Here is a 21,006-nt window from a genome sequence, read left to right as displayed (position 1 = left end):
CTCGCTCTCCCGGATTATTTAATCAAACGGTGCGGGGACTAGCGCTTGAGTCAAGCTTTCGCCGACGTTGCAGCTCCCCGATATTTGCCCTATGATTAAAGAGAAAAGGGGCGCTGAAAGTGGCAAGAACAAAAGCATTTGATACGAATGAAGTTCTGCATAAAGCGATGAAAGTTTTCGGGAGCCGGGGCTATGAAGGCACTTCGCTGCCGGACTTGTTAACCGGGCTGGGCATCGCCCGCCAGAGTTTGTATGACACGTACGGAACGAAGCGTGACCTGTTCGTTACGGCCGTCAAATATTATATGGATCGCAAAAATCGCGATTTGCTGGAATCGATGGACCAGCCAGGTGCGGTTATTGATAAAGTAAAGCTGGCTTTCACGGCGATGATCAGCGCTCTTGCGGACCCGGAGCTGCGCCGGGAGTGCTTTATCATCAGCAGCGCGATTGAGCAAGCGCCTCATGACGAGGAGCTGGCCGCCTATATCCGTTCTAACACCGAACAGGTGGAACAGGCTTTCTATAGCATGCTGGAGAACGGGCGGGAGCGGGGCGAGATCGGTCCGGAAACCAATATCCGCGACCTGTCCCGGTTTCTGGCGCATGAACGGATATCCTTGGTCGTTGCGGCAAAGATGGGGATGGACGAACAGAACCTGTACGGTATTATGCGGATGGTACTGTCTGTCCTCAAGTCAAATGAAAGCAGTAATGAATAAAACAGGCTGGTATATTAAAAGGGCTGTCCCGTGTCATCAATCATGACCATGGGCAGCCCCTTTCTGTGTGCTGATAACGTCTTAGACCATTTCTCCAGCCGGTAAGCCTTGTTCAAACCAGCTCCGGTGGCTCCGGATAAAATCTTCCAGGGAACGCGGATCCCGCCCGGTTACTCGCACTACCGTGTCCGTAACTTGGTCTTCCACTCCTTCCGTCCGAATACGGCGATCCAGATCAGCCAGGAGTTCGGCATACTTGTTCGGAATACCGGCAGCTGCAAGCGACTGTGCCAGCTGCTCTTCCGTAATACGGCTGTGCTTGACGGCCAGGCCGGTATGCCGGTTGATTACCGCTGCGGCTTCATCATAGCTGAGCGATTCGGGCCCCGTAATGATATGCTCCGTATTGTGCGGTTCCTTATCCGTCAGCGCATGGAAGGCAACGGCTGAAATATCATCCGCATCGACGAAGCCGACTTTGCCGTCTCCGGCAGCCGTGAAGATTTGACCTTGCTGGCGCATCGTATGTCCGTGTCCGCCTTCCGTAAAATTTTGCATGAAATAGGAAGGCCGCAGCACGGCCCACTCGGGGGCGTGCTCTTTCAGGTACTGATGGACGGGGCCGAAGACGGGGTCATGCTCCGTTACCGATGCACTGGACAGCAGAACGAACCGGGAGGCGGATGCGTCCAACGCTTTGCGGATAAAGGGAATCATGACATCTTCGGGATGCATGCCCGTCGGCGCGACGAGATAAACCGCACCGATGCTTTGTAGAGCCGCATCGTGGGTGGAATCGTCGTACCAATCGAAGCGGACATGGTCTGCCAGCGCATTCTCTATCTTGGACGGGCCGCGGCCCGCACTTCGGATGGGGTTGCCTTGATGGATTAATAGTTGTGCAAGCCGGGAGGATGTTTTTCCTTGTCCCCCCGTGATCAGAATGCGAGTAGACGGATCGGTATGCATAAGAACAGCTCCTCTTGTATCGATTGGGTGATGATCAAAGTGCTGACGGGTTCCAGTAGTCCTGAAACCGGACAATTTTATCGTCCTTGACCTCGATGACGGAAATATACTTCTGCGCATACGGTTTGCCATCCGCGAGGATCGTTCCGCTTCCTTCGTACTGGGCAATAAATACCGGGGAGTCATCCGACGTATGAACAAGCGGTTTGGTAAAAGAATGAAGCTCAAGCAGTGTATCCAGCATATCCAGATGCTGCTGTAACGCCGCTTTGCCGTCCAGCCGTGCTGCGAACGCTTCAGGGGCATAAGGGAATTCAAAAATGACATGCTCATCAAATAAATCGAGAACAGCCTCATAATCTTTATGAATAATACGGTCTGTAAATAATCGCATGATCGTTTCAGCCTGTGCGGAAGAACTCGTGCTCATTTCAGATGCCTCGCTTTCTGTGGTGGATTGGACCTGTTTAGCAATTAGCCAAAGGTATGGACTTAATATAACAATTCCGGACCGAACGGTCAATAATATTTTGACTAAATAGTCCGGAAAAGAGAAATTTGGTGGAAGGAGTCCCTGTTAACAGGCTGCCGATTTCGCTCTGCATTTGACTAAAGTGCCCTTCATTGGCATCCGGACGAAGGGAAGTATAAAATATGAATTGGAAAGAATCGCTACTAAATGACGGAAAATCAGTCTGAAGGAGGAAACCATGCCGCAGGAACACGTAATCAAAACCGCGATGAAACAGTACATTGACTGCTTCAATCAAGATGATTTGGAAGGTGTGCTTTCCCTTTTCGGGGAAGAAGCCACCGTGGAAGATCCGGTCGGATCACCGCCTGTAGAAGGCAAATCCGCGATCGCTGAGTTTTACAAAAAGGTGGTTAACGGGAATACCCGAATCCGGCTTGAGGGTCCTATACGGGGATCACACAGCAATTCAGGTGCGATGGCGCTGAATATAACGACCGCCGCCGAAGGAAAAACCATTTCCATTCCGGTTATAGAAGTCATGACTTTCGACGAAAATGGCAGCATCATATCGATGAAGGCGTACTGGGGGCCGGGGGACATGGTCATCAAGTGATACGGCATTGGCATGAGTGCCGCCGTACTGGGAGCAAATGCTGCCCGGTGCGGCGGCTTTATGTCTTTTTGGGGAGATGAAGTACTGGGATACTCAACATACCGGATAATCATAAAATTTGATTATGTTCACGTCCGGCACCAGGTGATATTCTGGGGAGGCACAGCCCTAAAGCAATATTATTATATGATTCCGCACAATTTTAATATTGTCCTTTCCATTGCATGACGATAAGATCGATGTAGTTTGAATTGAAACCGCTTCCTTAAAAAAGGATCCATATGCGTATATCTACAGGTAAGGATTGTTGATCAACGTGAAATGAGGTGCCGATCATGACGGAAATCGAAAATCTTAAACAGCAGTTTGCCGACCCGCCTGCTGAATTCAGCCCCATCCCCTTTTGGTTCTGGAACGATGCATTATCCGAGGAGGAAATCATCCGCCAGATCCGTGATTTTCATGCCAAAGAGGTGGCGGGCTTTGTCATTCACCCGCGGATGGGAATGCCTCGAGAGATCCCTTATTTATCGGAGAAGTACATGGATTTGGTCGAAACCGCCGTATCAGAAGCCGCCGATCTGGGGATGCGGGTCATTCTGTATGACGAAGGGATGTATCCTTCCGGATCCGCCTGCGGACTCGTCGTACAGCAGAATCCCGGATTTGCAAGCCTGGGGCTGCGGCTTCAGGAGATCCCGTGCGATAAAGGATCCAGCCCCGTACGGGTTCCTTTCGCACTGTCGCCGGGGGAGACGCTGGTATCGGTACAAGCCGTCGCCAAGCAGCCCACGGGTGAAGTCCGAGGTGGAACGACACTCGTGCTCGAGTATGTGAACGACGGTGTGTCGTTCACGCCGCCGGATGAAGGAAATTGGTCGCTCTTATGTTTCGTCGAGACTCCATCACAGGGAACCATCCGCGGCGTTCATCCCGGACAGGACGATGGCGAGCCCGATGCCCCGTTAGCGGCTGATTTGCTAAATCCGGATGCGGTGAAGTCCTTTATTACGATAACGCATGAAAGATACTATCAAAGGCTGCATCGCTATTTTGGAACGACCGTGTTCGCCTTTTTCACCGACGAACCGGATCTGCTCGGCCGCGGACATACCCGGGGCCTGAAGCCATGGACGAACGGCTTCCTGAATGAGCTTATCGCCGGCGGCTTTCGCGAGCAGGATTTGCCGGCGCTGTGGCTCGAGATGGGGGACTCGACCGTTTCGGTTCGGGAAGCCTACGAAACCGCGGTTCGGAACCGGCTGGCGCGCACGTATTATAAGCAAATCGCCGATTGGTGCGAGGCCCACGGCATTAGCCTCACCGGTCATCCGGCAGGTAGCGACGACATCGGTTTGCTGGAGCATTTTCATATCCCTGGGCAGGATGTCGTTTGGAGGTATATTGCCCCTGAAGACGGCAAGTCGCTCATAGGCGTGCACAGTACCATGGGCAAGTGTTCGTCGGATGCCGCGCGTCACCGGGGGAGACGGAGAAACCTGAACGAATGCTTCGGCGTCTGCGGAATCGAGGGCGGATGGTCGCTGAGCGCTGACAATATGAAATGGTACCTGGACTGGCTGTTCGTCCGGGGCGTCAATCTGATCAGCCCGCATGCCTTTTATTACTCCATCCGCGGGGAGCGCAGGGACGAGCGTCCGCCGGATGTTGGGCCTCACAACATTTGGTGGCCTGAGTACGGCCGGTTCGCAAGGTACATCAAGCGGATGAGCTGGATGATGACGGGCGGCGTGAACGGGGCGGAGATCGCTGTACTGGCGGGGCCAAAGTACCTGCCTTGGCAAATCGTCAAGCCGCTGTATGAGCAGCAGATCGAGTTCAATTACTTGGAGGAATCGCTGCTGAACACCTCCTGCCAGATAGAGGACGGGACGATTGCGATTGCCGGTTACCGTTATAAAGCGATCTTGATTGAGGATTCTCTTCGGATGACGCCAGCCAGCCGGCAAAATCTGAGGACGTTTGCCAATCAGGGCGGCGTGATCCTCGAATGGGATCCTGTAGGCGAGCAGAGCGCGAATATCGGCCAGGTCGCGGTAAGCCGAGTCGAAGAGATTCCGGAAGAGCTGGGGCGCAGGCTGGGCGGAACGCATAGGCTCGAACCCGCCGCGGAAGCCATTCGGATCAGCCGGGTTACGAAGAACGGTATCTGCTTCAGTGTCATCGTCAATGAAGGCGAAGAAGGATACGAAGGTGCTCTATGGATGAACCACGCCGGTACGACCGAATATTGGCGGCCTTGGACGGGAGAATGCGAAGCGGCGGGGACGGTGCGAACGAAGGATGGACAGATCGTCGACATACGCTTGGAGCGCAGGGAATGCATCATCATTGCCGTGAATCCGTCCTTGGACGACCAGGGGTCAAGCGTGACAGCGCAGCCGGTTCAGAGCATAAGGGCCGGGAATGTTTCGGTCGAGGACTTGTCGGAAGGCTGGCAGGTGGTGGTTGGGCCATGGACCGGCGAGCTCCCTTCGCTGTCGTCTTGGACTTGTTGGGAAGGGATGAACCACTTCTCGGGAACGGTTATTTACGAGAGGAGTCTTGAGGTGGCGGATCCGTCCGAGTGGGCGGAGCTCATGCTTGATCTCGGCGATGCCCATGAATTCGTTCGGCTGCATGTGAACGGCCGGGAGGCGGGGGTCCGGATGTGGAAGCCTTACGTTTTTGACATTGCAGAAGCGGGGCTGCTCCCTGGAACGAATTGCCTGCGCGTGTCTGTTACCAATAGCCTGGCCAACCGGTTTGACGGCAAGTCCTTCCCGTCCGGTCTGTTGGGCCCGGTACAGCTGATAAAGGTGTCGACTAATTGAGTTTTTTTGTCAGGTAAATCATCATTTTATCGGATTATTGATCATATGAGACGTTCTGTGAGAAGAATCATCCCGGCGAGAGGGTGATTCTTCCTCATTTTGAGACCGGTGAGGGGGGAGATCAATGATGAGAAAACCGTGGACTTACTTTGCATCGACATCCGGGCCGGAATTCAAAAAAGTGCTGGTTGCCGCTTCGCTGCTCGCAACGATTCCCGTATTGATTATGGGCTTGATTGCGTATATCGTGGCCAGCGACAAAATCGTCGACGAAATTTCAGTGGCCAACAGACAAACGATTCTGCAAATTCAGCAGCGGATCGATGAGAAGCTGGTTACTTTGGAGAAGGTCACGCTTCAGAACGCCTTGAACCCGACCTTGTCGCGGTTTCTGTCCATGCCTGAACCCCAGAAGGATATCGAAAATTTCGGATTGACCCTGTCCCTGCTCAATTCGATGCAGGTATTAATCGAGGATGTGGATTCCGTCAATTTGAGTTTGAACCGGGACATAACTCCGATTGAGATGCACTGAAAAAACGGCAGGATCTGCTCCTCTTCCTGCGGCTGCACAGCCCTTGTGCAGCCGTCTCGAAGAGGAGCTTTTCGCATATGGCCGTCCTTCGCGCATACAATCGTGGACAACGATTCTCAAGTATATGGGCTCCGCGAAATGGCGAAAATGATGAGAAAGATTCATAAACCGTGATGCAAGGGGACCGACAAATGTCATTTTTCAAGCAAGTATGGAAGGCCATGCTCAAGGATGAATCTAATCCGCAAGAAGCGATCGTCACGTCATACCCTGAAATCAACGAACAACCAACCCTTAAACATACGCTGGACCAATTTGACGATTGTGCGGATCTGGTGCACCGAACCTATCCGAACATTCACGTTGATATCGTTTATTTTAGTCTCATGATGGACATGGACAAACTGACCCGGGACGTATTGAACCCGTTGCTGCAAGCTGGTGAAGATGAAGTGTCCGACTTGTTGGAGCAAAGCCAGTTTTCAAAAAATGAAGACAGTAAGCAAATCATTAAAGGGATTCTTTCCGGGCAGGTAGCAGTCTTCTACGGGCAATCCGCCTATTTAGTGGATGTATTTGGCCCAGAATCGCGCGCCGTTACCCAATCGGAAACGGAGACCGTCATTACCGGTCCCCATGATGCTTTTACCGAACGTGCGGGAACCAACCTGGCGCTGATTCGCAGCCGGATTCGAAGCTCACATTTGAAAGTGATCCGGTTATCCGCTGGGGAAATCACCAAAACGGACGTCTTTATCCTTTACATCGAGGGAATCGCAAACATGGATTACGTCCATGAGGCGATCCGCAGAATTAAAGCCATTGAAATGGATGCGATGTATGACACCTCGATGCTCATTCAATGCATAGAAGATAGTCCGAAATCCGTGTTTCCCCAATTCATGACTTCGGAACGTCCGGACGCGATTGCATCCAAATTGGTTGCTGGAAAGGTCGTCGGTATTTGCGACGGAAGCCCCTCGGCTTTTAGTGCACCTACATCCGTGTTCGAATTTTTTTCTTCCTCGGATGATTACTATCAAAGATGGATGGTCGGCACAGGGATTCGCTTTCTCCGATTTATTGCCTTTATCATCACGGTGGCCTTCACCGCCCTATACGTTTCCGTTACGACGTATCATTATGAGATGATTCCTGAAAATCTGCTGATCCCGTTAACGGAATCCAGAAGCAGAGTACCCTTTCCTCCTTTATACGAAGCCCTGCTCATGGAAACCACGATCGAGCTGCTGAGAGAAGCCGGCGCCCGGTTACCAACGAAAATTGGACAAACCATCGGTATCGTCGGGGGGATCGTCATTGGACAGGCAGCCGTTCAGGCCGGTCTCACGAGCAATATTTTAATCATCGCCGTGGCGATCTCTGCGATTTCCTCTTTTGTTATTCCCAGTTATGCCATGAGCGGATCGATACGAATCATTCGTTTCGGGATCATTGTTTTGGCGGGGATTTGGGGGAATTTTGGAATTGCGGTCGGATTCACGGCGATCATTATCCATCTGGGGGGAGTATTGAGCCTCGGCTCGTCATATTTAACCCCGGTTAGTCCTTTTAAGTTCAGGGATTGGAAAGATACGTTTATTCGGGCTCCATTTTCCGTCCTTGACGAAAGACCTTCGCAAACCAAGACTCCAAACCGGGTAAGACAAAAGCCCAGAAAGTAGGTGACGGCTCATGAAGGAGAAGTTATCTGCGTTTCATGTCACTATATTAATTTATATGACGCAAGTAGGTGTATACAGTTTTAGTCTTCCCCGATTGCTGGCCCAGCATTTTGGAACGAACGGCTGGCTCGCGATACTCATCTTGGCGCCGGTTGTGTTTTTAAATACAGCTATTATCGCTGTCGTTTACCGGCTTGCCAAAGGGAAATCCGTGCTCGAAATGATGGAACGGTCGATTTCCAAAGTCCTTCTGTTCCCGATATACCTTTTTTTATGTTGTTTCTGGGTAACGATCGGCTGTTTAGCTGCGAAGGAGTACATTCTTATCTTTCAAATTATCGCATTTTCCTCCACCAACCCGATGGTCTTTATGTTTACTTTTTGTGCGCTCGCCTACTTGTTAATTAATAAAGAAATATACAATATTGCCAAAGTTTCGACTATTTTTTATATCATCACGGTGTGGATCCTCTTTTTATTTCTTTTTTTCTACCATGACGTGAGGTTGACCAGGCTAACCCCTTTCATCTTTCAAGGCGGAAATCCGGATAAGATCAAAGGGTTTTTCGATGCGTACCCTGCATTTCTCGGATATGAGCTGACGATACTGCTATTTCCATACTCGGATAAAAAAACGCACTTAATGCGGTCGGCATTTGTAAGCAGCGGGATGGTGACGATCTCTTATGTATTCATCTCATTCATATCCTTCGGTTTTTTCAGTTTAGGCCAATTGAAGGTATTGCAGTACCCTATTTTAAACTTGTTTGCTTATGTTCACCTACCGCTTATTGAACGCATCGAGAATCTGCTCTACGGTTTTCTTTTATTTACGACCATGATCACGACGGCGATGAATAGCTGGGCTGCCGTTGAGGTCGGAAAAAGGATGTTCCCTAAATTAAAAAATGCGGTATTAAGTTTTGTGATTATTTTGTTCGGCTATATGATCTCCTTTATCCCGAAAGTGCTGATGGAAGCCCAAAGGTGGCTGCAATACGCAGGATACATCGAAATCGGTTTTGCTTTCGGCTTCCCGATTGCCCTAATCCTGTTGTTGCTTATTCAACGAAGCAGAGGTGAGTTACAACCATGAACAAAAGATGGTCCGGATTATTGTTGACCCTTGCCGTGCTTACGGGATGCGGCGATCAGCACATATTGGAGAGAACGGGATTTTGCCATACGATCAGCTACGATCTTTTGCCGGACCACAATTTTAAAATCGGGCTGAGCGTCCCGAAGGCAGACCCGAACTCAAAGACGGACCGGGAAGTGCTGCAAGCCATTGCGCACAGCAGTAAAGACTCTCAACCCAAATTGGTCAGACAAACCAGTCTCCTATTGGTTAACGGCCAATTGCGCAACCTTCTCTTTAGCCTGCCCTTAGCCGAAAACGGCCTTTTGAACCAAATGGATACGCTGAGCCGGGACCCGTCGATTCCACCTAAAGTCAAGATTACTCTGGCTGATGGGGATGCCTATGAATTACTTAAAAAAAATTACAAGGAGCACCCCAGAACCGACCGGTACATATACACTTTACTGGATAAGGAAGCTTCGTATCAGACGGTGCCTGAGGCTACGCTGTACGAATTCATACGGGATTATTACGATGACGGAATTGATCCGATCGCGCCCATCATCAAAGACGCGGGAGATACGATTGCGGTCTCCGGCGTGGGTCTGTTTCGAGGGGACAGATACATTACCAGGATCAAACCGGATGATTTGCATATATTGGCGTTGTTACGGCATAATCTGCGGCATGCAGATATGACGATCCATCTGGTCGCGGAAGGAAAGCATAAAGAGCTGCTCACGTTTACTTCTCTGAAAAGCAACCGAACGGTCGATATTGTTCACGACAAACAGGGTAAACCTGTGGTCATGATTAACATCAAGGCGTCCGGATCTGTACTGGAGTATATCGGAAAGTTGAAGCTGCACAATGATGAGGACCGAAATCGATTATTGCAGCAGGCTGCCAGACATGTAGAGAGAAGAGCCGAAGAGATGATCAAGTTTATGCAGGATAACAAGGTGGACAGTATCGGGATAGGCGCTTATGTGCGCAACAGTATGAGTTATCCGGCATGGAAGAAACTTGACTGGTACGAAGAGTATTCTCACCTTACCGTAAAATGCAATGTCGATTTAAAAATAATCAATTCCGGACAAACCCTCTAGAACCGTGAAATAAGGAACGGAAGAGATGGTGCAGAATAGCGAAAAAAAGGGGTTGACACCGATCCGTTTTAGGCATAGAATTGTCTCATAATCAAATATCTCAAATTAAAGACAAATAATTTTAAGGTTTTTGAAGGGAGGAGATCCGATGCAAACCACTTGCAAAAATAAGGCGTACCTGGCGTTAATGCAGACTTCTAAAGAAATCCAGGAATGCATAAGAGCCGAACTCGCGAAAACCGACCTTCATGTTACGGAATTTTCAGTACTGGAAGTCCTCTACTTCCATGGCAAACAGACGATCCACGAAGTCGCGCAGCGCATTTTGGTGTCAAGCGGATCCATGACTTATGTGATCGATAAGCTGGAGCGCAAGAACATGCTCAAACGGATGCCGTGTCCGGACGATCGCCGGGTCATCCACCTGGTTCTTACCCGCGAAGGGGAGGAGTTCATGCAATCCATCATGCCGAGACACCGGGAACGGGTTGAGCACCTGTTCGGATCACTGTCGGAAGAGGAGACGGACACATTCATACAGCTGCTCGGAAAAGTCAAGCATCAGCTTCACGCACAAATTTAAAATCAATACATCCAAAAAACGGGAGGAATTAAAATGAATAAAAAAACGATGGGAATTCACCATATTACGGCCATTGTGGGTCATCCGCAGGAGAATGTCGATTTTTACGCCGGCGTATTGGGGCTTCGCCTGGTGAAGAAAACGGTCAATTTCGACGATCCGGGTACATATCATCTGTACTTTGGCAATGAAGGCGGCAAACCGGGGACGATCATTACGTTTTTCCCTTGGGCCAACGCGTACCAGGGCAAGATTGGTGACGGCCAAGTTGGAGTGACTTCTTATGTTGTGCCTGCGGGTGCGATGCCCTTCTGGGAAAAACGGCTGGAGCAGTTGCAGGTTCCTTTTACAAAAACGCAGCGCTTTGGCGAAACGTACTTGACGTTTGACGATCCGCACGGACTCCATTTGGAAATCGTCGAACGGGAGGAAGGAGAGCCTAATTCCTGGAGCTTTGGCGGCGTGACTGCGGACGTAGCGATCAAAGGATTTGGCGGCGCGACCTTGTATTCTGCCCATTCGGAGCAGACGGCGGAATTGCTGGAGAAGGTAATGGGCTTGGAACTCATCGGCAAAGAAGGAGATTTGGCCCGGTACCGTTCTTCCGCGGATATCGGCAACGTCATCGATCTGAAGCTGACATCGTCAGGCCGCGGCCAAATGGGCGTCGGGACGGTTCACCATATCGCCTGGCGGGCCAAAGATGACCAGGATCAGTTGGACTGGCAGAGCTATGTCGCCGACAACGGCTATCACGTGACGCATGTGCGCGACCGCAACTATTTCAATGCCGTTTATTTTAAAGAACACGGGGAAATCTTGTTTGAAATCGCCACGGATCCTCCAGGATTTGCCCATGACGAGTCTTTGGAAACGATGGGACAGCGGTTGATGCTGCCGGCGCAATACGAACCTCATCGGGCCGAGCTTGAACGGGTTCTGCTTCCGTTTGAAGTCAGAACGCTGGACTAATTTAGGAAGGGGCGATTCGCATGATTTCCATTGATCCTCTGGCCCAGAAGGAGAGGGATAATTACAAACTGCTGATTGGGAGCATCATTCCCAGACCCATTGCGTTTGTGACGACGAAGTCCCTGGATGGCGTATTGAACGGAGCGCCGTTCAGCTATTTTAATATCGTATCCAGCAATCCGCCGATGATATCACTGTCCATTCAGCGGACGGGCGGAGAGCTCAAGGATACGGCCAGAAACATTCGCGATCTCAAAGAGTTTGTTGTTCATATCGTGGATGAGCAGAATGTCCGGCAAGTGAATGAAACCGCCGCAAAGCTGCCTCCGGACCAAAGCGAAATTGAAAAGGCCGGACTGACGACGATCGAAAGTACGAAAGTGTCCGTTCCGGGCGTCGCCGAAGCCAAAATCCGGATGGAATGCGTGCTCGAACATGCGCTTGAGCTCGGCGGAACGGGTTCTGACGGATGCGACTTCATTATCGGCAAAATCGTTCAGTTTCATATCCAGGAGGATCTGTACGAGAACGGCAGGATCGACGCCCGGCGTCTGGCAGCGGTAAGCCGGCTGGCCGGCAACCATTACGCGCAAATCGGCGACATTTTCACGATTGAGCGTCCGCAGTAAAGATAAAAAACCAGCTTCTTATAGAAGCTGGTTTTTTGTTTTGCTAATATTCAGCCTTATTCACTTACGTGTCATATTATATTACATGTAAGTGATGAGTTTAATAATTCTCAAAATACTATATGAACGGCTAATATGGTTGACTTGATGGGGAATTTGGCTTTTAACTGCATTGTTTTCCGCTGATATTGTAAACAATTCACACCATAGAAGAAAATCTATTATGAAATGTTTACAGTGACTTTCTTATTTTCATGTAATATAATATAACAAATAATGTAGTTAAAGTAACATTACATGTTAGTTATTGGATGTATTTCATTATTGCGAGGAGTGGAACATCATGCATCTGGAATCGAGACCGTATTCCTATCCGTTTGACGGAGACTTGAGAGCCGAAAATACGGCGCTGATCATTATTGACATGCAGATTGATTTTTGCGGAAAAGGCGGTTACGTGGACCAAATGGGCTATGACCTGTCTTTGACACGGCGGGCGATTGGGCCAATTCAGCGGCTGCTTGTCTGTGCCCGCAGCATTGACGGCCTTACTGTGATCCATACGAGAGAAGGGCACCGCGAGGATCTGTCCGACCTTCCGGCTAACAAAAGATGGCGCAGCAAGCAAATCGGTGCCGAAATCGGCTCCGAAGGGCCCGCGGGACGGATTCTCGTCCGCAATCAGCCGGGATGGAACATTATCGAAGAATTGGCCCCACTTCCGGGCGAAATCGTACTAGACAAACCTGGCAAAGGCTGCTTCTACGCCACGGACCTCGATATGATTTTGCGGACCAAGGGCATTCGCAACCTCATTCTGACGGGAATTACGACGGACGTTTGCGTGCATACGACGATGCGGGAAGCGAATGACCGCGGGTATGAATGCGTCATTCTTGAGGACTGCACCGGAGCGACGGACCCGGGCAATCACCTGGCGGCACTGCATATGGTCACGATGCAGGGCGGCGTCTTCGGCGCCGTCTCCGACTCCGAAGCGGTGATCGCCGTCCTCAGACAGCTTCACAAGAAGACCGCAGTATAAATTTGCGAATTCCACTCAGGGGGATGATTTCGATGAGAGAACAAGAGCATCAGATATTAGAAGAAGAGTACGAAAACTCTGCGGTTCCTGTCGAGGCGCGCAAAAGCGTTTTTTCCGTGTCCTTGGTCTGGGTCGGATTTCCGATGATCATGACCAGCGCGGTTACGGGGGCGGCCATCGTCGGCGGACTCGGATTCTGGAGCGGCATGCTGTCCATTCTGATCGGGAATCTTATTTTGTTTGGTTACGTGGGCGTCCTCGCTATGCTATCGGCGAATAAAGGATACAACTTCTCGCTTCAATCGGCCATTACTTTTGGCAGTAAAGGTGCCCGCGTCGTATCGGGCCTGCTGTCCACGCTGGTCATCGGCTGGTTTGCGGTCCAAACCGGCCTGACGGGCAGCAGCATGCATGATGCTTTCGGCAGCAGCGCTCTCCTCATCACGTTAATCGCCGGCGTGCTGTATATCGTCCTGACCCTCTTCGGCGTAAAAGCACTCACCTATATCGGGGCAGTTTCGGCGCCGTTTTTCTTCCTCATCGGACTGTGGGCCGTCTACGACGCTACCTCGAACAGCGGATTCTCCTCCATCACCGGCTTCAAAGGGACGGGCACGATCAGCATGGGCATAGCCGTGACGATGGTCATCTCATTGTTTGCCGATTCCGGAACGATGGCCGCCGACTTCAACCGCTGGTCCAGAAATAAGAAACAGGCACTGGCCGCTACGTTTACGGCGTTCCCGCTCGCCTGCATGATCGCCATGGTTTTCGGCGGGCTGATTGCAGCCGCGGCAAGCCGGAATTCGGACCTGTTCCAGTATATCGCCGGCAAAGGTGGGGCGGTCGCCTTCGTTTCGGTACTCCTCTTGTTTCTTAATTTGGGCAGCGTCTGTGCCCACTGCCTCTATAACGCGTCTGTCGGCTGGTCCAGCCTGACAGGACGAAAAATGCGGGGAACGGCCGTCGTCCTTGGCGTGATCGGCACGATCCTCGCCGTATCCGGGGCGTGGAACCATTTTACCGACTGGCTTAATTTACTGGGCATCATCGTGCCTCCGATCGGTGCGGTCATCCTTTGCGACCAGCTCTTCCTTCGCAGGGAAGCCGATATTAGCCGAACGGTGCGGATTTCCGCTTTTGCCGCTTGGGTGGTCGGCGCTTTGGTCGGCCTGATCGTCGACCGGTTTGCGCCGTTCCTGTCCACGGCCGTGATGTCCATGCTTGCCGGCGGCTTATCGTATGTGATCGTTACTCTGACGACCGCAAACTCCTCCGCGGCCGCGGAGCCGGGGAGTAAGCTCATCATGGATCCCGCGCAAAAACAAAGTTAAGGAAAAGGGAAATGCGATATGAACAATCATGGACGGTCCCAATCCGCATACACCGAATTTACTTGCGCTGATATCCTCGAGCTTCCCCATCTGGCCGGCGTTCGCCTTCGGGCAGGGGAGGCCGGGCTTCACCATCCGGTAACTCATGCCAATGTTATGGAGGTTCCCGATATTAGCGATTGGGCTCAAGCGGGCGAGTTTTTGATGACGACGGGATATCCTTTTCGGGATGATCCTGCGATGCTGGCCGGCATGATCCCCAAGCTGGTAAAAAAGGGCGTAGCGGCGCTTGGAATAAAGACCAAACGCTTTATGGCTGAAATCCCCGAAGACGCGATCGAGCTGGCGGAAAAGCACGGCTTTCCGATTTTCGAGCTGCCTCCCCATACCGTGTTCTCGGAAGTGCAGCGGGAAACGATGGAAAGAGTGCTTGCGCAGGAGACCGGAATGCTAACGGTGCTGAACCATCATGTACAGCAATTGTCGCAGCTGATGCTGGAAGGGAAACCGCTGGATGAATTCATCGCGCGTCTAGAAGACATCATGCAGCGGCCGGTGGCGCTTTTCGATGACGGCGGGCGTCTGTATGCCTCTGAAATGACGGCTGGCTTGGAGAACATTTACGGGGTGAAGCCGTCTGGCCAATGGCAGGAGATTCAACGTGGAAAGCTTGCGGGGACTACGGTGGTTCACGGGGATCTATCCATTCGGGCAACGCCTATCTATGCAAACGGAATGGAACATTTCGCCGTGCTGATCACGGCAGATTCCCCTGCACCGCACACGAAGCTGGATATCCTTCTCCTGGAGAGGGTCGGCGTTCTGATCGGAATGGAGCTTGCGGCCATACGGATGCGCGAGGAAATCGAATCTAAATATTTGGATCAGTTTCTTCTGGATTGGCTTCTTGGCCGTGTTCCCACGGAAAAGGACATACGCATGAGGGCAGAGGCCTGCGGCTTGTCCTTGCCGGATCCAGAGCCTCTTTTCGTCATATTGGCTAGGCCGCTCGGATCCCGTCCAAGCCGGGGCAGGTTCAAGCAGGCTGTGATGCATCTGCGTTCCTTGGACGGCTCGAAGAACGCCCGGGTACATCATGGCGATATTCAGGGAGTTGTCATCCGTGACGAGCTCGTGTTCATCGCGGCCGGATCGGACGCCGAATCAGCTGTTCGCCGCGTGTGGGAAGAGCTTGCCTTGTTATTTGCGAATCCGGATGATCCTTCCTTTTCTTTATGCACCGGGAGCGGGGCTCCATCGTTGGAGCAGGTTCAGGACAGTTACCAGGAAGCGGTGAAGGTGGCTATGATATCCGAAATCACGGGGATGGGGCAGACATACGTTACCATGGAACAGCTCGGCATCTACCGCCTGCTGTATTTGCTCTCCGACGAGGAGGAGGCTTACCGATTTCGGGACCTATATATCATGCCTCTCACCGTTTACGATGACAGGCACGGGGCTTCCTTGCTGCTGACTGCCAGAACCTATCTGGAGCACAATCTGAATGCGAAGAAAACCGCGGCTGCGTTATTTACGCATTACAACACGATCATGCACCGGCTGGAACGGATCGAGGAGCTGCTTCAGATCAGCTTTGATCGCGCAGACGACCGCCTGCAGCTGGAGCTTGCGATGAAGCTGTACGCCATGCAGGCCAAATTCAACGAAAACGATGCGTTATGAGCATGGAGTGAACAGTGAAACATGCACACAAGAGAGGGGCAGAGGCGTCATGAATACCATACGTACCATCGCGCGAAAAACAAGCTTACCCGAGTCGTTGACCATCACCCGTTTAATGGACCTTTATCAAGAACGGAGAATCACCCCAAGGCAGGTCATCGAGGAGATTATAGAACGTGCGGAAGCGGACAGGGAGATGAATATATGGATTGAAGCTCCCACCATGGAGCGGATTGCACCTTATCTTGAGCAGCTTGAAGCCTTGGACCCCGCGAATTGTCCGCTATGGGGTATTCCCTTCGCGGTCAAAGATAACGTGGACGTAGCCGGTTATCCAACAACCGCAGCCTGCCCGGATTTTCAATACGAACCGGGCGAGCACGCTTTCGTCGTCCAGAAACTGATTGACGCGGGGGCCATCCCCGTTGGCAAAACCAATCTGGATCAATTTGCAACGGGTCTGGTCGGAACCCGGAGTCCCTATGGCGAAACGCATAACGCCTTGAAACCGGAGCTGATCAGCGGTGGTTCCAGTTCCGGCTCCTCCGTTGCCGTGGCCCGGGGCCAAGCAGCCTTCTCCCTGGGGACGGACACGGCCGGTTCGGGAAGAGTGCCTGCCGCCTTGAACCGGCTGGTCGGCTGGAAGCCAAGCCTCGGAGCCTGGTCGGTGGGCGGGGTTGTTCCCGCTTCGGCCAGTCTGGATTGCGTCACGGTATTTACGAACCAGCTTCAGGATGCCCTGACCGTGGACCGGATCGTCCGTTCTGTCGATGACGGGGACTGCTGGTCTAAGGCACTTCCGATGAACCCTGCGCAGGCGCCGCTAAAACTGCTGATTCCCGAACAAACCGATCTGTTCTTCGGACCGTTTGCGGCGGAGTACGAGCAGGCTTGGGGGCGGGCGTTACGGCGGATCGAGTCTTTGGGTATTCCGATCGAACGTATCGATATTTCCTTGTTTAGGGAAGCGGCGAAACTTTTATACGATGGCGCCTGGGTGGCGGAACGTTGGGCTAGCCTGGGGGATTTTGTCCAGAATCGTCCAGGCAGTGTTCTTCCGGTAACGGAGCAAATATTGCGGTCGGGTGCCGATAAGGACTATGACGCAAGTTCAGTATTTCAGGCGATACACCTCCTGCAGCAATACAAGCGGAAGACTGCCGCCATGCTGGCCTGCGCCGTTTTGGTCCTGCCAACCTGCGGTGGTACTTGGCGCAGGGAGGATGTGGCCCGTGATCCGCTGAACACGAACCGCGAACTGGGACGTTACACCAATCATTGCAATCTGCTGGACCTGTGCGCTGCTGCGATGCCTGGGGGTGATGCAGCGGAGGATCTTCCTTTCGGAGTTACGTTCTTCGCCCTTTCCGGAAATGAACATCTGATTGAGTATACAGCGGGGAAATTCGAGGATCGGAACCGCCCGGCCCTGGAGCCGGAGGTTTCCGTGAAATCCGATACTACGCAGGTTGCCGTATGCGGCCTGCACATGCGGGGATTCCCGCTCGAGAAGCAAATGTGCGCTTCGGGTGCGCGCTTTGTGAGGGAGACATTAACCGCCCCGAAGTATCGCATGGTCAAGCTGGACACGGTTCCTGCCAAGCCGGGGCTGATCAAAGTTCCCGCGGGAGGAGCGAAGCTTCGACTGGAAGTATGGGAAATGCCTCTGTCGGCCTTCGGCGAATTCACAGCCTCCATTCCTGCCCCGCTTGGAATCGGAAAAGTCGAGCTGGAGGACGGGCGGGAGATTCCCGGATTCCTGTGCGAAGCCTATGCCGCCGAAGGATTATGTGACATTACTGCATCCGGGGGTTGGAAAAATGCAGTGTCCGTGACCGGTCAATAGAGGGTACAGCGGACAAGCGCATTCGATATGATGGAGTTCAGATGCTGAAGAGTTACTGCCGGTTGAGGTCCCGAAACAACACAGCAAGCCCTATCAGGAATTATACTTGATAGGGCTTGTACCTTTGCAGTTCATACAACAACGACGATTTAGTAATGATCCGGTCCTGTCCATTTTTCTCCCCAATCATGCATCGCTGAGTATACACGCAGGAAATCCGTTCCCTTGTCGGTTAAAGAGTACTCGACGGTGACGGGCACGGTTGGAAATACCTCGCGATGGACGATTCGTGCCTGTTCTAAACGGCGTAGTACGTCTGATAACGATTTGGTACTGATGCCTTTCAGGTTTCTCCGAAGTTCATTGAATCTCAAAGGGGCGTTTGCAAGCTCGCCGATGACCCAGAACGACCATTTGACTCCCAGGATCTGCATGGCTTCCCCCATGGAAACCAAACATTCCTTTTTTTCTTCATCCGTATACATGGACACCCTCCATACAGTTACATTATGAAAGTAGATTCACTCAAACAAACTAGATATAAAAGAAGTGCCTTCTTCAACGGAATCGTTCATTCCATTATACTTCGAACTGAAATAAACAGGAAATGGAACATGGGAGGTACAGGCAATCATGCGAACGATTGTAATTACAGGTGGAACGGATGGTCTGGGAAGGCAGTTGGCTTTACGCAGCTTATTGAATGGAGAACGTGTTCTGGTCATTGGCCGCAGTACGAAGAAAGGCGAGGATTTGCGGAACGAAGCGATAAAACTAGATGCTGAAGAACGGTTTTCGTTCCTTTCAGCCGATTTAAGCCTCGTTTCGGAAAATATTCGTATCGCAGAAGAAGTGAGCCAAAGAGTGAGCCGGATCGATGTGCTCATTTTTAGTGCCCAATCTCAAAAATTCAGCAAAGTATACCTAGAGACGAAAGAGGGAATTGAAGCCCATTTTGCACTCTATTATATGAGCCGATTTGTATTAGGCTTAAAATTCAGGAATTTATTAATCAAGAGTGCTGCTCCCCTCATTATTAACATCTGTGCTCCCGGCGTTAAAGGGGATATTCACTGGGACGATTTGCAGTTAACAACACAAAAGACGTTCAATACGATCAAAGCGATTATGCATGGAAGCCGGCTCAACAACCTGCTCGGGGCAGCATTTGCTCACAACGAGGGGGATACGAATATTAAATATGTTTTGTACAATCCTGGAGCCGTGCAAACCAAAGGTGCTACAGAAGCATTCGATCATCGATTCGTGCAGCGAATGGTCAAGTTCATGTATGGAATTATCGGACAGCCCGTTGAGAAAGCGGTCGAGCCTATTCTTCATTTAATCGACCAGCCGCCTGAAGAATCGTTAACAGCCTACAAACAATACCGTAAATTAAACAGGGCTAAAGTTATCGCAGACATGGATCAATCAGGCAAACTGGTTCACATGACGTTGGATATCATGAACCGCGCCCAAAACGGCATATTTGTCGGATCAACGGATCAAACGCACGGGAAAGATGTGTAGGGACATAAGAACGTCAGACCGCCCCTACCTGGAGAGGTCGACAACGGCCCGGCCCCGCATGCGGCCCTGAAGAATTTGAGCGAACGCATCCGGGAGATCGGATAGCGCAATCTCGTGCGCGACGGAATCCAGCATTTCTTCTTCCGGCAGCCACTCAGCGTCAATCCATCCGCGAGAAATACCCCTTGGGTCAACGGGAGTCATGCTGTATCATTTCATCTCATTTTGGAGATCCCGCCGCTGATCAGATTGACTTTGACGGTAATGATGCCAATGCTGCCCCGATCCAGCTTTAATTGCCCTTTGGTGCTGAGTTCCTGCCATTGCTTGGGCATGCTGTGGTACAGCTTTGCCGACAGGCCATACGCGTCGATGTCCCGCTCTAACCCCTTTACATACGTGTCCATGATCTGGTTTTTGACTTCTTGGGCAGCCTGCAGCTCAAGCTGTTGCCGATGGAGGCTTGTGCTCAGCTGCGGAAGCGTTGCCTGCATGGAAACCTTGATATCGAAGACAGGTTTCCCGTTGACGATACGCGGCCGGATCGACGATTTGATGTTGTTCATGACCATGACCGCTTGGATTTTCTTTTCTCCCTTGATGATCAGGGGGGTTCTTATTGTTTTTTTCTCCGTCCAGCGGAGTCCCAAAATGTCTTGGGTCGGAAGGCAGCTCCGGAACTTCTGTTGATCCAGGAAGCATACGCCGGCCATACTGATGTTCGGGGACGGCTTCTGGTTGTCGGTCCAACCCGATACGGTTACCAGGTAAGGCAGATGAACCGTTTCACCTTTTTCTTTCCATTTCCAAATGAATTTGTACATATACAGCGGGGCGATAATGGAGCTTTGTTCATAAGACCGCATCGGGCTGTTCAGCTGCGAGTATACTGCGGACAGCTCGCTGATTGACGTCGCATTGAGCAGCCGCTCCAAGGGTTCCCTGGTGGCCATCGCCCACACGGTATAACGAAACTCGTAATACCGGTCCCATACGTCAAAAACCTGATCGATCAGTCCGTGCTTTAATGCATTTTCGGTAAAGACAACTGTTTTTACGTTGCTCCAAATAATTCGCTGCGGACTCGATTCGTACAGATTGAATACCGCAGTGTCGAACGCATCGCCTTCAGCTTTCCCAACATAGGTTTTCTGCTGTTGGGATTGTCCCGATTCTTTTTTCGCGATGCCGCCGAAATTGACCATTTGGATGTACACGACGACTTTATTTTTGACATAATCTACGCCTAGTGTATTTACATAGATGTTATGCTCGATTTCCCTGGTTCCCCAGCAGCCGGTCAGCAGCGCGGAGATCAGGATGACAACAGCGATGCAGCGGATCGTTTTCATGCCTTA

General features: G+C 51.5%; 20 protein-coding genes. 15 read left to right on the top strand and 5 right to left on the bottom strand.

Annotated features, from left to right (window positions below; genetic code table 11):
- Nucleotides 1-119: 119 nt before the first annotated feature.
- Nucleotides 120-722 carry a TetR/AcrR family transcriptional regulator gene (locus CJP46_RS28755; RefSeq protein ID WP_094599069.1) on the top strand — a complete coding sequence of 201 codons (603 nt, stop codon included), beginning with the start codon at nucleotides 120-122 and terminating at the stop codon, nucleotides 720-722.
- Nucleotides 723-803: 81 nt separating this feature from the next.
- Here the strand turns inward: CJP46_RS28755 and CJP46_RS28750 are convergent, their stop codons facing one another.
- Together CJP46_RS28750 and CJP46_RS28745 are read right to left on the bottom strand one after the other, a co-directional pair.
- Nucleotides 804-1,691 carry an NmrA family NAD(P)-binding protein gene (locus CJP46_RS28750; protein WP_094599068.1) on the bottom strand — a complete coding sequence of 296 codons (888 nt, stop codon included), beginning with the start codon at nucleotides 1,689-1,691 and terminating at the stop codon, nucleotides 804-806.
- A gap of 34 nt (nucleotides 1,692-1,725) precedes the next feature.
- A complete protein-coding gene (locus tag CJP46_RS28745; protein WP_094599067.1) occupies nucleotides 1,726-2,121 on the bottom strand; it encodes a nuclear transport factor 2 family protein in 396 nt (131 codons plus the stop codon).
- A gap of 280 nt (nucleotides 2,122-2,401) precedes the next feature.
- On the opposite strand from CJP46_RS28745, the gene CJP46_RS28740 reads away from it, so the two are divergent.
- The 13 genes from CJP46_RS28740 to atzF all read left to right on the top strand — a co-directional run bounded on the left by CJP46_RS28740 (nucleotide 2,402) and on the right by atzF (nucleotide 18,118).
- Nucleotides 2,402-2,779, top strand: a complete 378-nt coding sequence (locus tag CJP46_RS28740) for a steroid Delta-isomerase (protein WP_094599066.1) — start codon at nucleotides 2,402-2,404, stop codon at nucleotides 2,777-2,779.
- 335 nt (nucleotides 2,780-3,114) lie between these two features.
- Complete coding sequence (locus tag CJP46_RS28735; RefSeq protein ID WP_094599065.1) at nucleotides 3,115-5,613, top strand: glycosylhydrolase-like jelly roll fold domain-containing protein; 2,499 nt, start codon at nucleotides 3,115-3,117, stop codon at nucleotides 5,611-5,613.
- Nucleotides 5,614-5,737: 124 nt separating this feature from the next.
- A complete protein-coding gene (locus tag CJP46_RS28730) occupies nucleotides 5,738-6,148 on the top strand; it encodes a hypothetical protein (RefSeq protein WP_094599064.1) in 411 nt (136 codons plus the stop codon).
- Between the two features lie 191 nt (nucleotides 6,149-6,339).
- Nucleotides 6,340-7,833 (top strand): spore germination protein, encoded by a 1,494-nt coding sequence (locus tag CJP46_RS28725; RefSeq protein ID WP_256992578.1) that lies wholly within the window; start codon nucleotides 6,340-6,342, stop codon nucleotides 7,831-7,833.
- 10 nt (nucleotides 7,834-7,843) lie between these two features.
- Nucleotides 7,844-8,929, top strand: coding sequence for a GerAB/ArcD/ProY family transporter (locus tag CJP46_RS28720; protein ID WP_094599063.1), 1,086 nt, complete (start codon nucleotides 7,844-7,846; stop codon nucleotides 8,927-8,929).
- Nucleotides 8,926-10,023: a Ger(x)C family spore germination protein gene (locus CJP46_RS28715; protein WP_094599062.1), complete on the top strand. Its 1,098-nt coding sequence runs from the start codon at nucleotides 8,926-8,928 to the stop codon at nucleotides 10,021-10,023. Before CJP46_RS28720 ends, CJP46_RS28715 begins: the two co-directional genes overlap by 4 nt.
- A 148-nt stretch (nucleotides 10,024-10,171) precedes the next feature.
- Nucleotides 10,172-10,606 carry a MarR family winged helix-turn-helix transcriptional regulator gene (locus tag CJP46_RS28710; protein WP_094599061.1) on the top strand — a complete coding sequence of 145 codons (435 nt, stop codon included), beginning with the start codon at nucleotides 10,172-10,174 and terminating at the stop codon, nucleotides 10,604-10,606.
- 33 nt (nucleotides 10,607-10,639) lie between these two features.
- Nucleotides 10,640-11,578: a ring-cleaving dioxygenase gene (locus tag CJP46_RS28705; protein WP_094599060.1), complete on the top strand. Its 939-nt coding sequence runs from the start codon at nucleotides 10,640-10,642 to the stop codon at nucleotides 11,576-11,578.
- Between the two features lie 20 nt (nucleotides 11,579-11,598).
- Entirely contained in the window at nucleotides 11,599-12,207 is a 609-nt protein-coding gene (locus tag CJP46_RS28700; RefSeq protein WP_094599059.1) for a flavin reductase family protein, read from the top strand.
- Between the two features lie 343 nt (nucleotides 12,208-12,550).
- Nucleotides 12,551-13,252 (top strand): biuret amidohydrolase, encoded by a 702-nt coding sequence (gene biuH, locus CJP46_RS28695; RefSeq protein WP_094599058.1) that lies wholly within the window; start codon nucleotides 12,551-12,553, stop codon nucleotides 13,250-13,252.
- A gap of 32 nt (nucleotides 13,253-13,284) precedes the next feature.
- Nucleotides 13,285-14,586: a cytosine permease gene (locus tag CJP46_RS28690; protein WP_218831061.1), complete on the top strand. Its 1,302-nt coding sequence runs from the start codon at nucleotides 13,285-13,287 to the stop codon at nucleotides 14,584-14,586.
- Between the two features lie 18 nt (nucleotides 14,587-14,604).
- Complete coding sequence (locus tag CJP46_RS28685) at nucleotides 14,605-16,272, top strand: PucR family transcriptional regulator (protein ID WP_094599056.1); 1,668 nt, start codon at nucleotides 14,605-14,607, stop codon at nucleotides 16,270-16,272.
- 49 nt (nucleotides 16,273-16,321) lie between these two features.
- Nucleotides 16,322-18,118, top strand: coding sequence for an allophanate hydrolase (atzF, locus tag CJP46_RS28680; RefSeq protein WP_094599055.1), 1,797 nt, complete (start codon nucleotides 16,322-16,324; stop codon nucleotides 18,116-18,118).
- Nucleotides 18,119-18,267: 149 nt separating this feature from the next.
- On the opposite strand, the gene CJP46_RS28675 is transcribed toward atzF, so the two are convergent.
- Nucleotides 18,268-18,603, bottom strand: a complete 336-nt coding sequence (locus CJP46_RS28675; RefSeq protein ID WP_094599054.1) for a winged helix-turn-helix transcriptional regulator — start codon at nucleotides 18,601-18,603, stop codon at nucleotides 18,268-18,270.
- A 148-nt stretch (nucleotides 18,604-18,751) separates the two neighbouring features.
- On the opposite strand from CJP46_RS28675, the gene CJP46_RS28670 reads away from it, so the two are divergent.
- Nucleotides 18,752-19,648 carry an SDR family NAD(P)-dependent oxidoreductase gene (locus CJP46_RS28670; RefSeq protein WP_094599053.1) on the top strand — a complete coding sequence of 299 codons (897 nt, stop codon included), beginning with the start codon at nucleotides 18,752-18,754 and terminating at the stop codon, nucleotides 19,646-19,648.
- Nucleotides 19,649-19,672: 24 nt separating this feature from the next.
- On the opposite strand, the gene CJP46_RS28665 is transcribed toward CJP46_RS28670, so the two are convergent.
- Both CJP46_RS28665 and CJP46_RS28660 read right to left on the bottom strand, forming a co-directional pair.
- On the bottom strand, nucleotides 19,673-19,852 hold the full coding sequence (locus CJP46_RS28665; RefSeq protein WP_094599052.1) for a hypothetical protein: 180 nt from the start codon (nucleotides 19,850-19,852) through the stop codon (nucleotides 19,673-19,675).
- Nucleotides 19,853-19,863: 11 nt separating this feature from the next.
- Nucleotides 19,864-21,000: a Ger(x)C family spore germination protein gene (locus tag CJP46_RS28660; protein ID WP_094599051.1), complete on the bottom strand. Its 1,137-nt coding sequence runs from the start codon at nucleotides 20,998-21,000 to the stop codon at nucleotides 19,864-19,866.
- Nucleotides 21,001-21,006: the final 6 nt, after the last annotated feature.

Origin of the sequence: Paenibacillus sp. XY044 (assembly GCF_002257645.1) — a bacterium.
Taxonomy (GTDB): domain Bacteria; phylum Bacillota; class Bacilli; order Paenibacillales; family Paenibacillaceae; genus Paenibacillus_AQ.
This window is presented reverse-complemented; position numbering and strand designations above follow the sequence as displayed.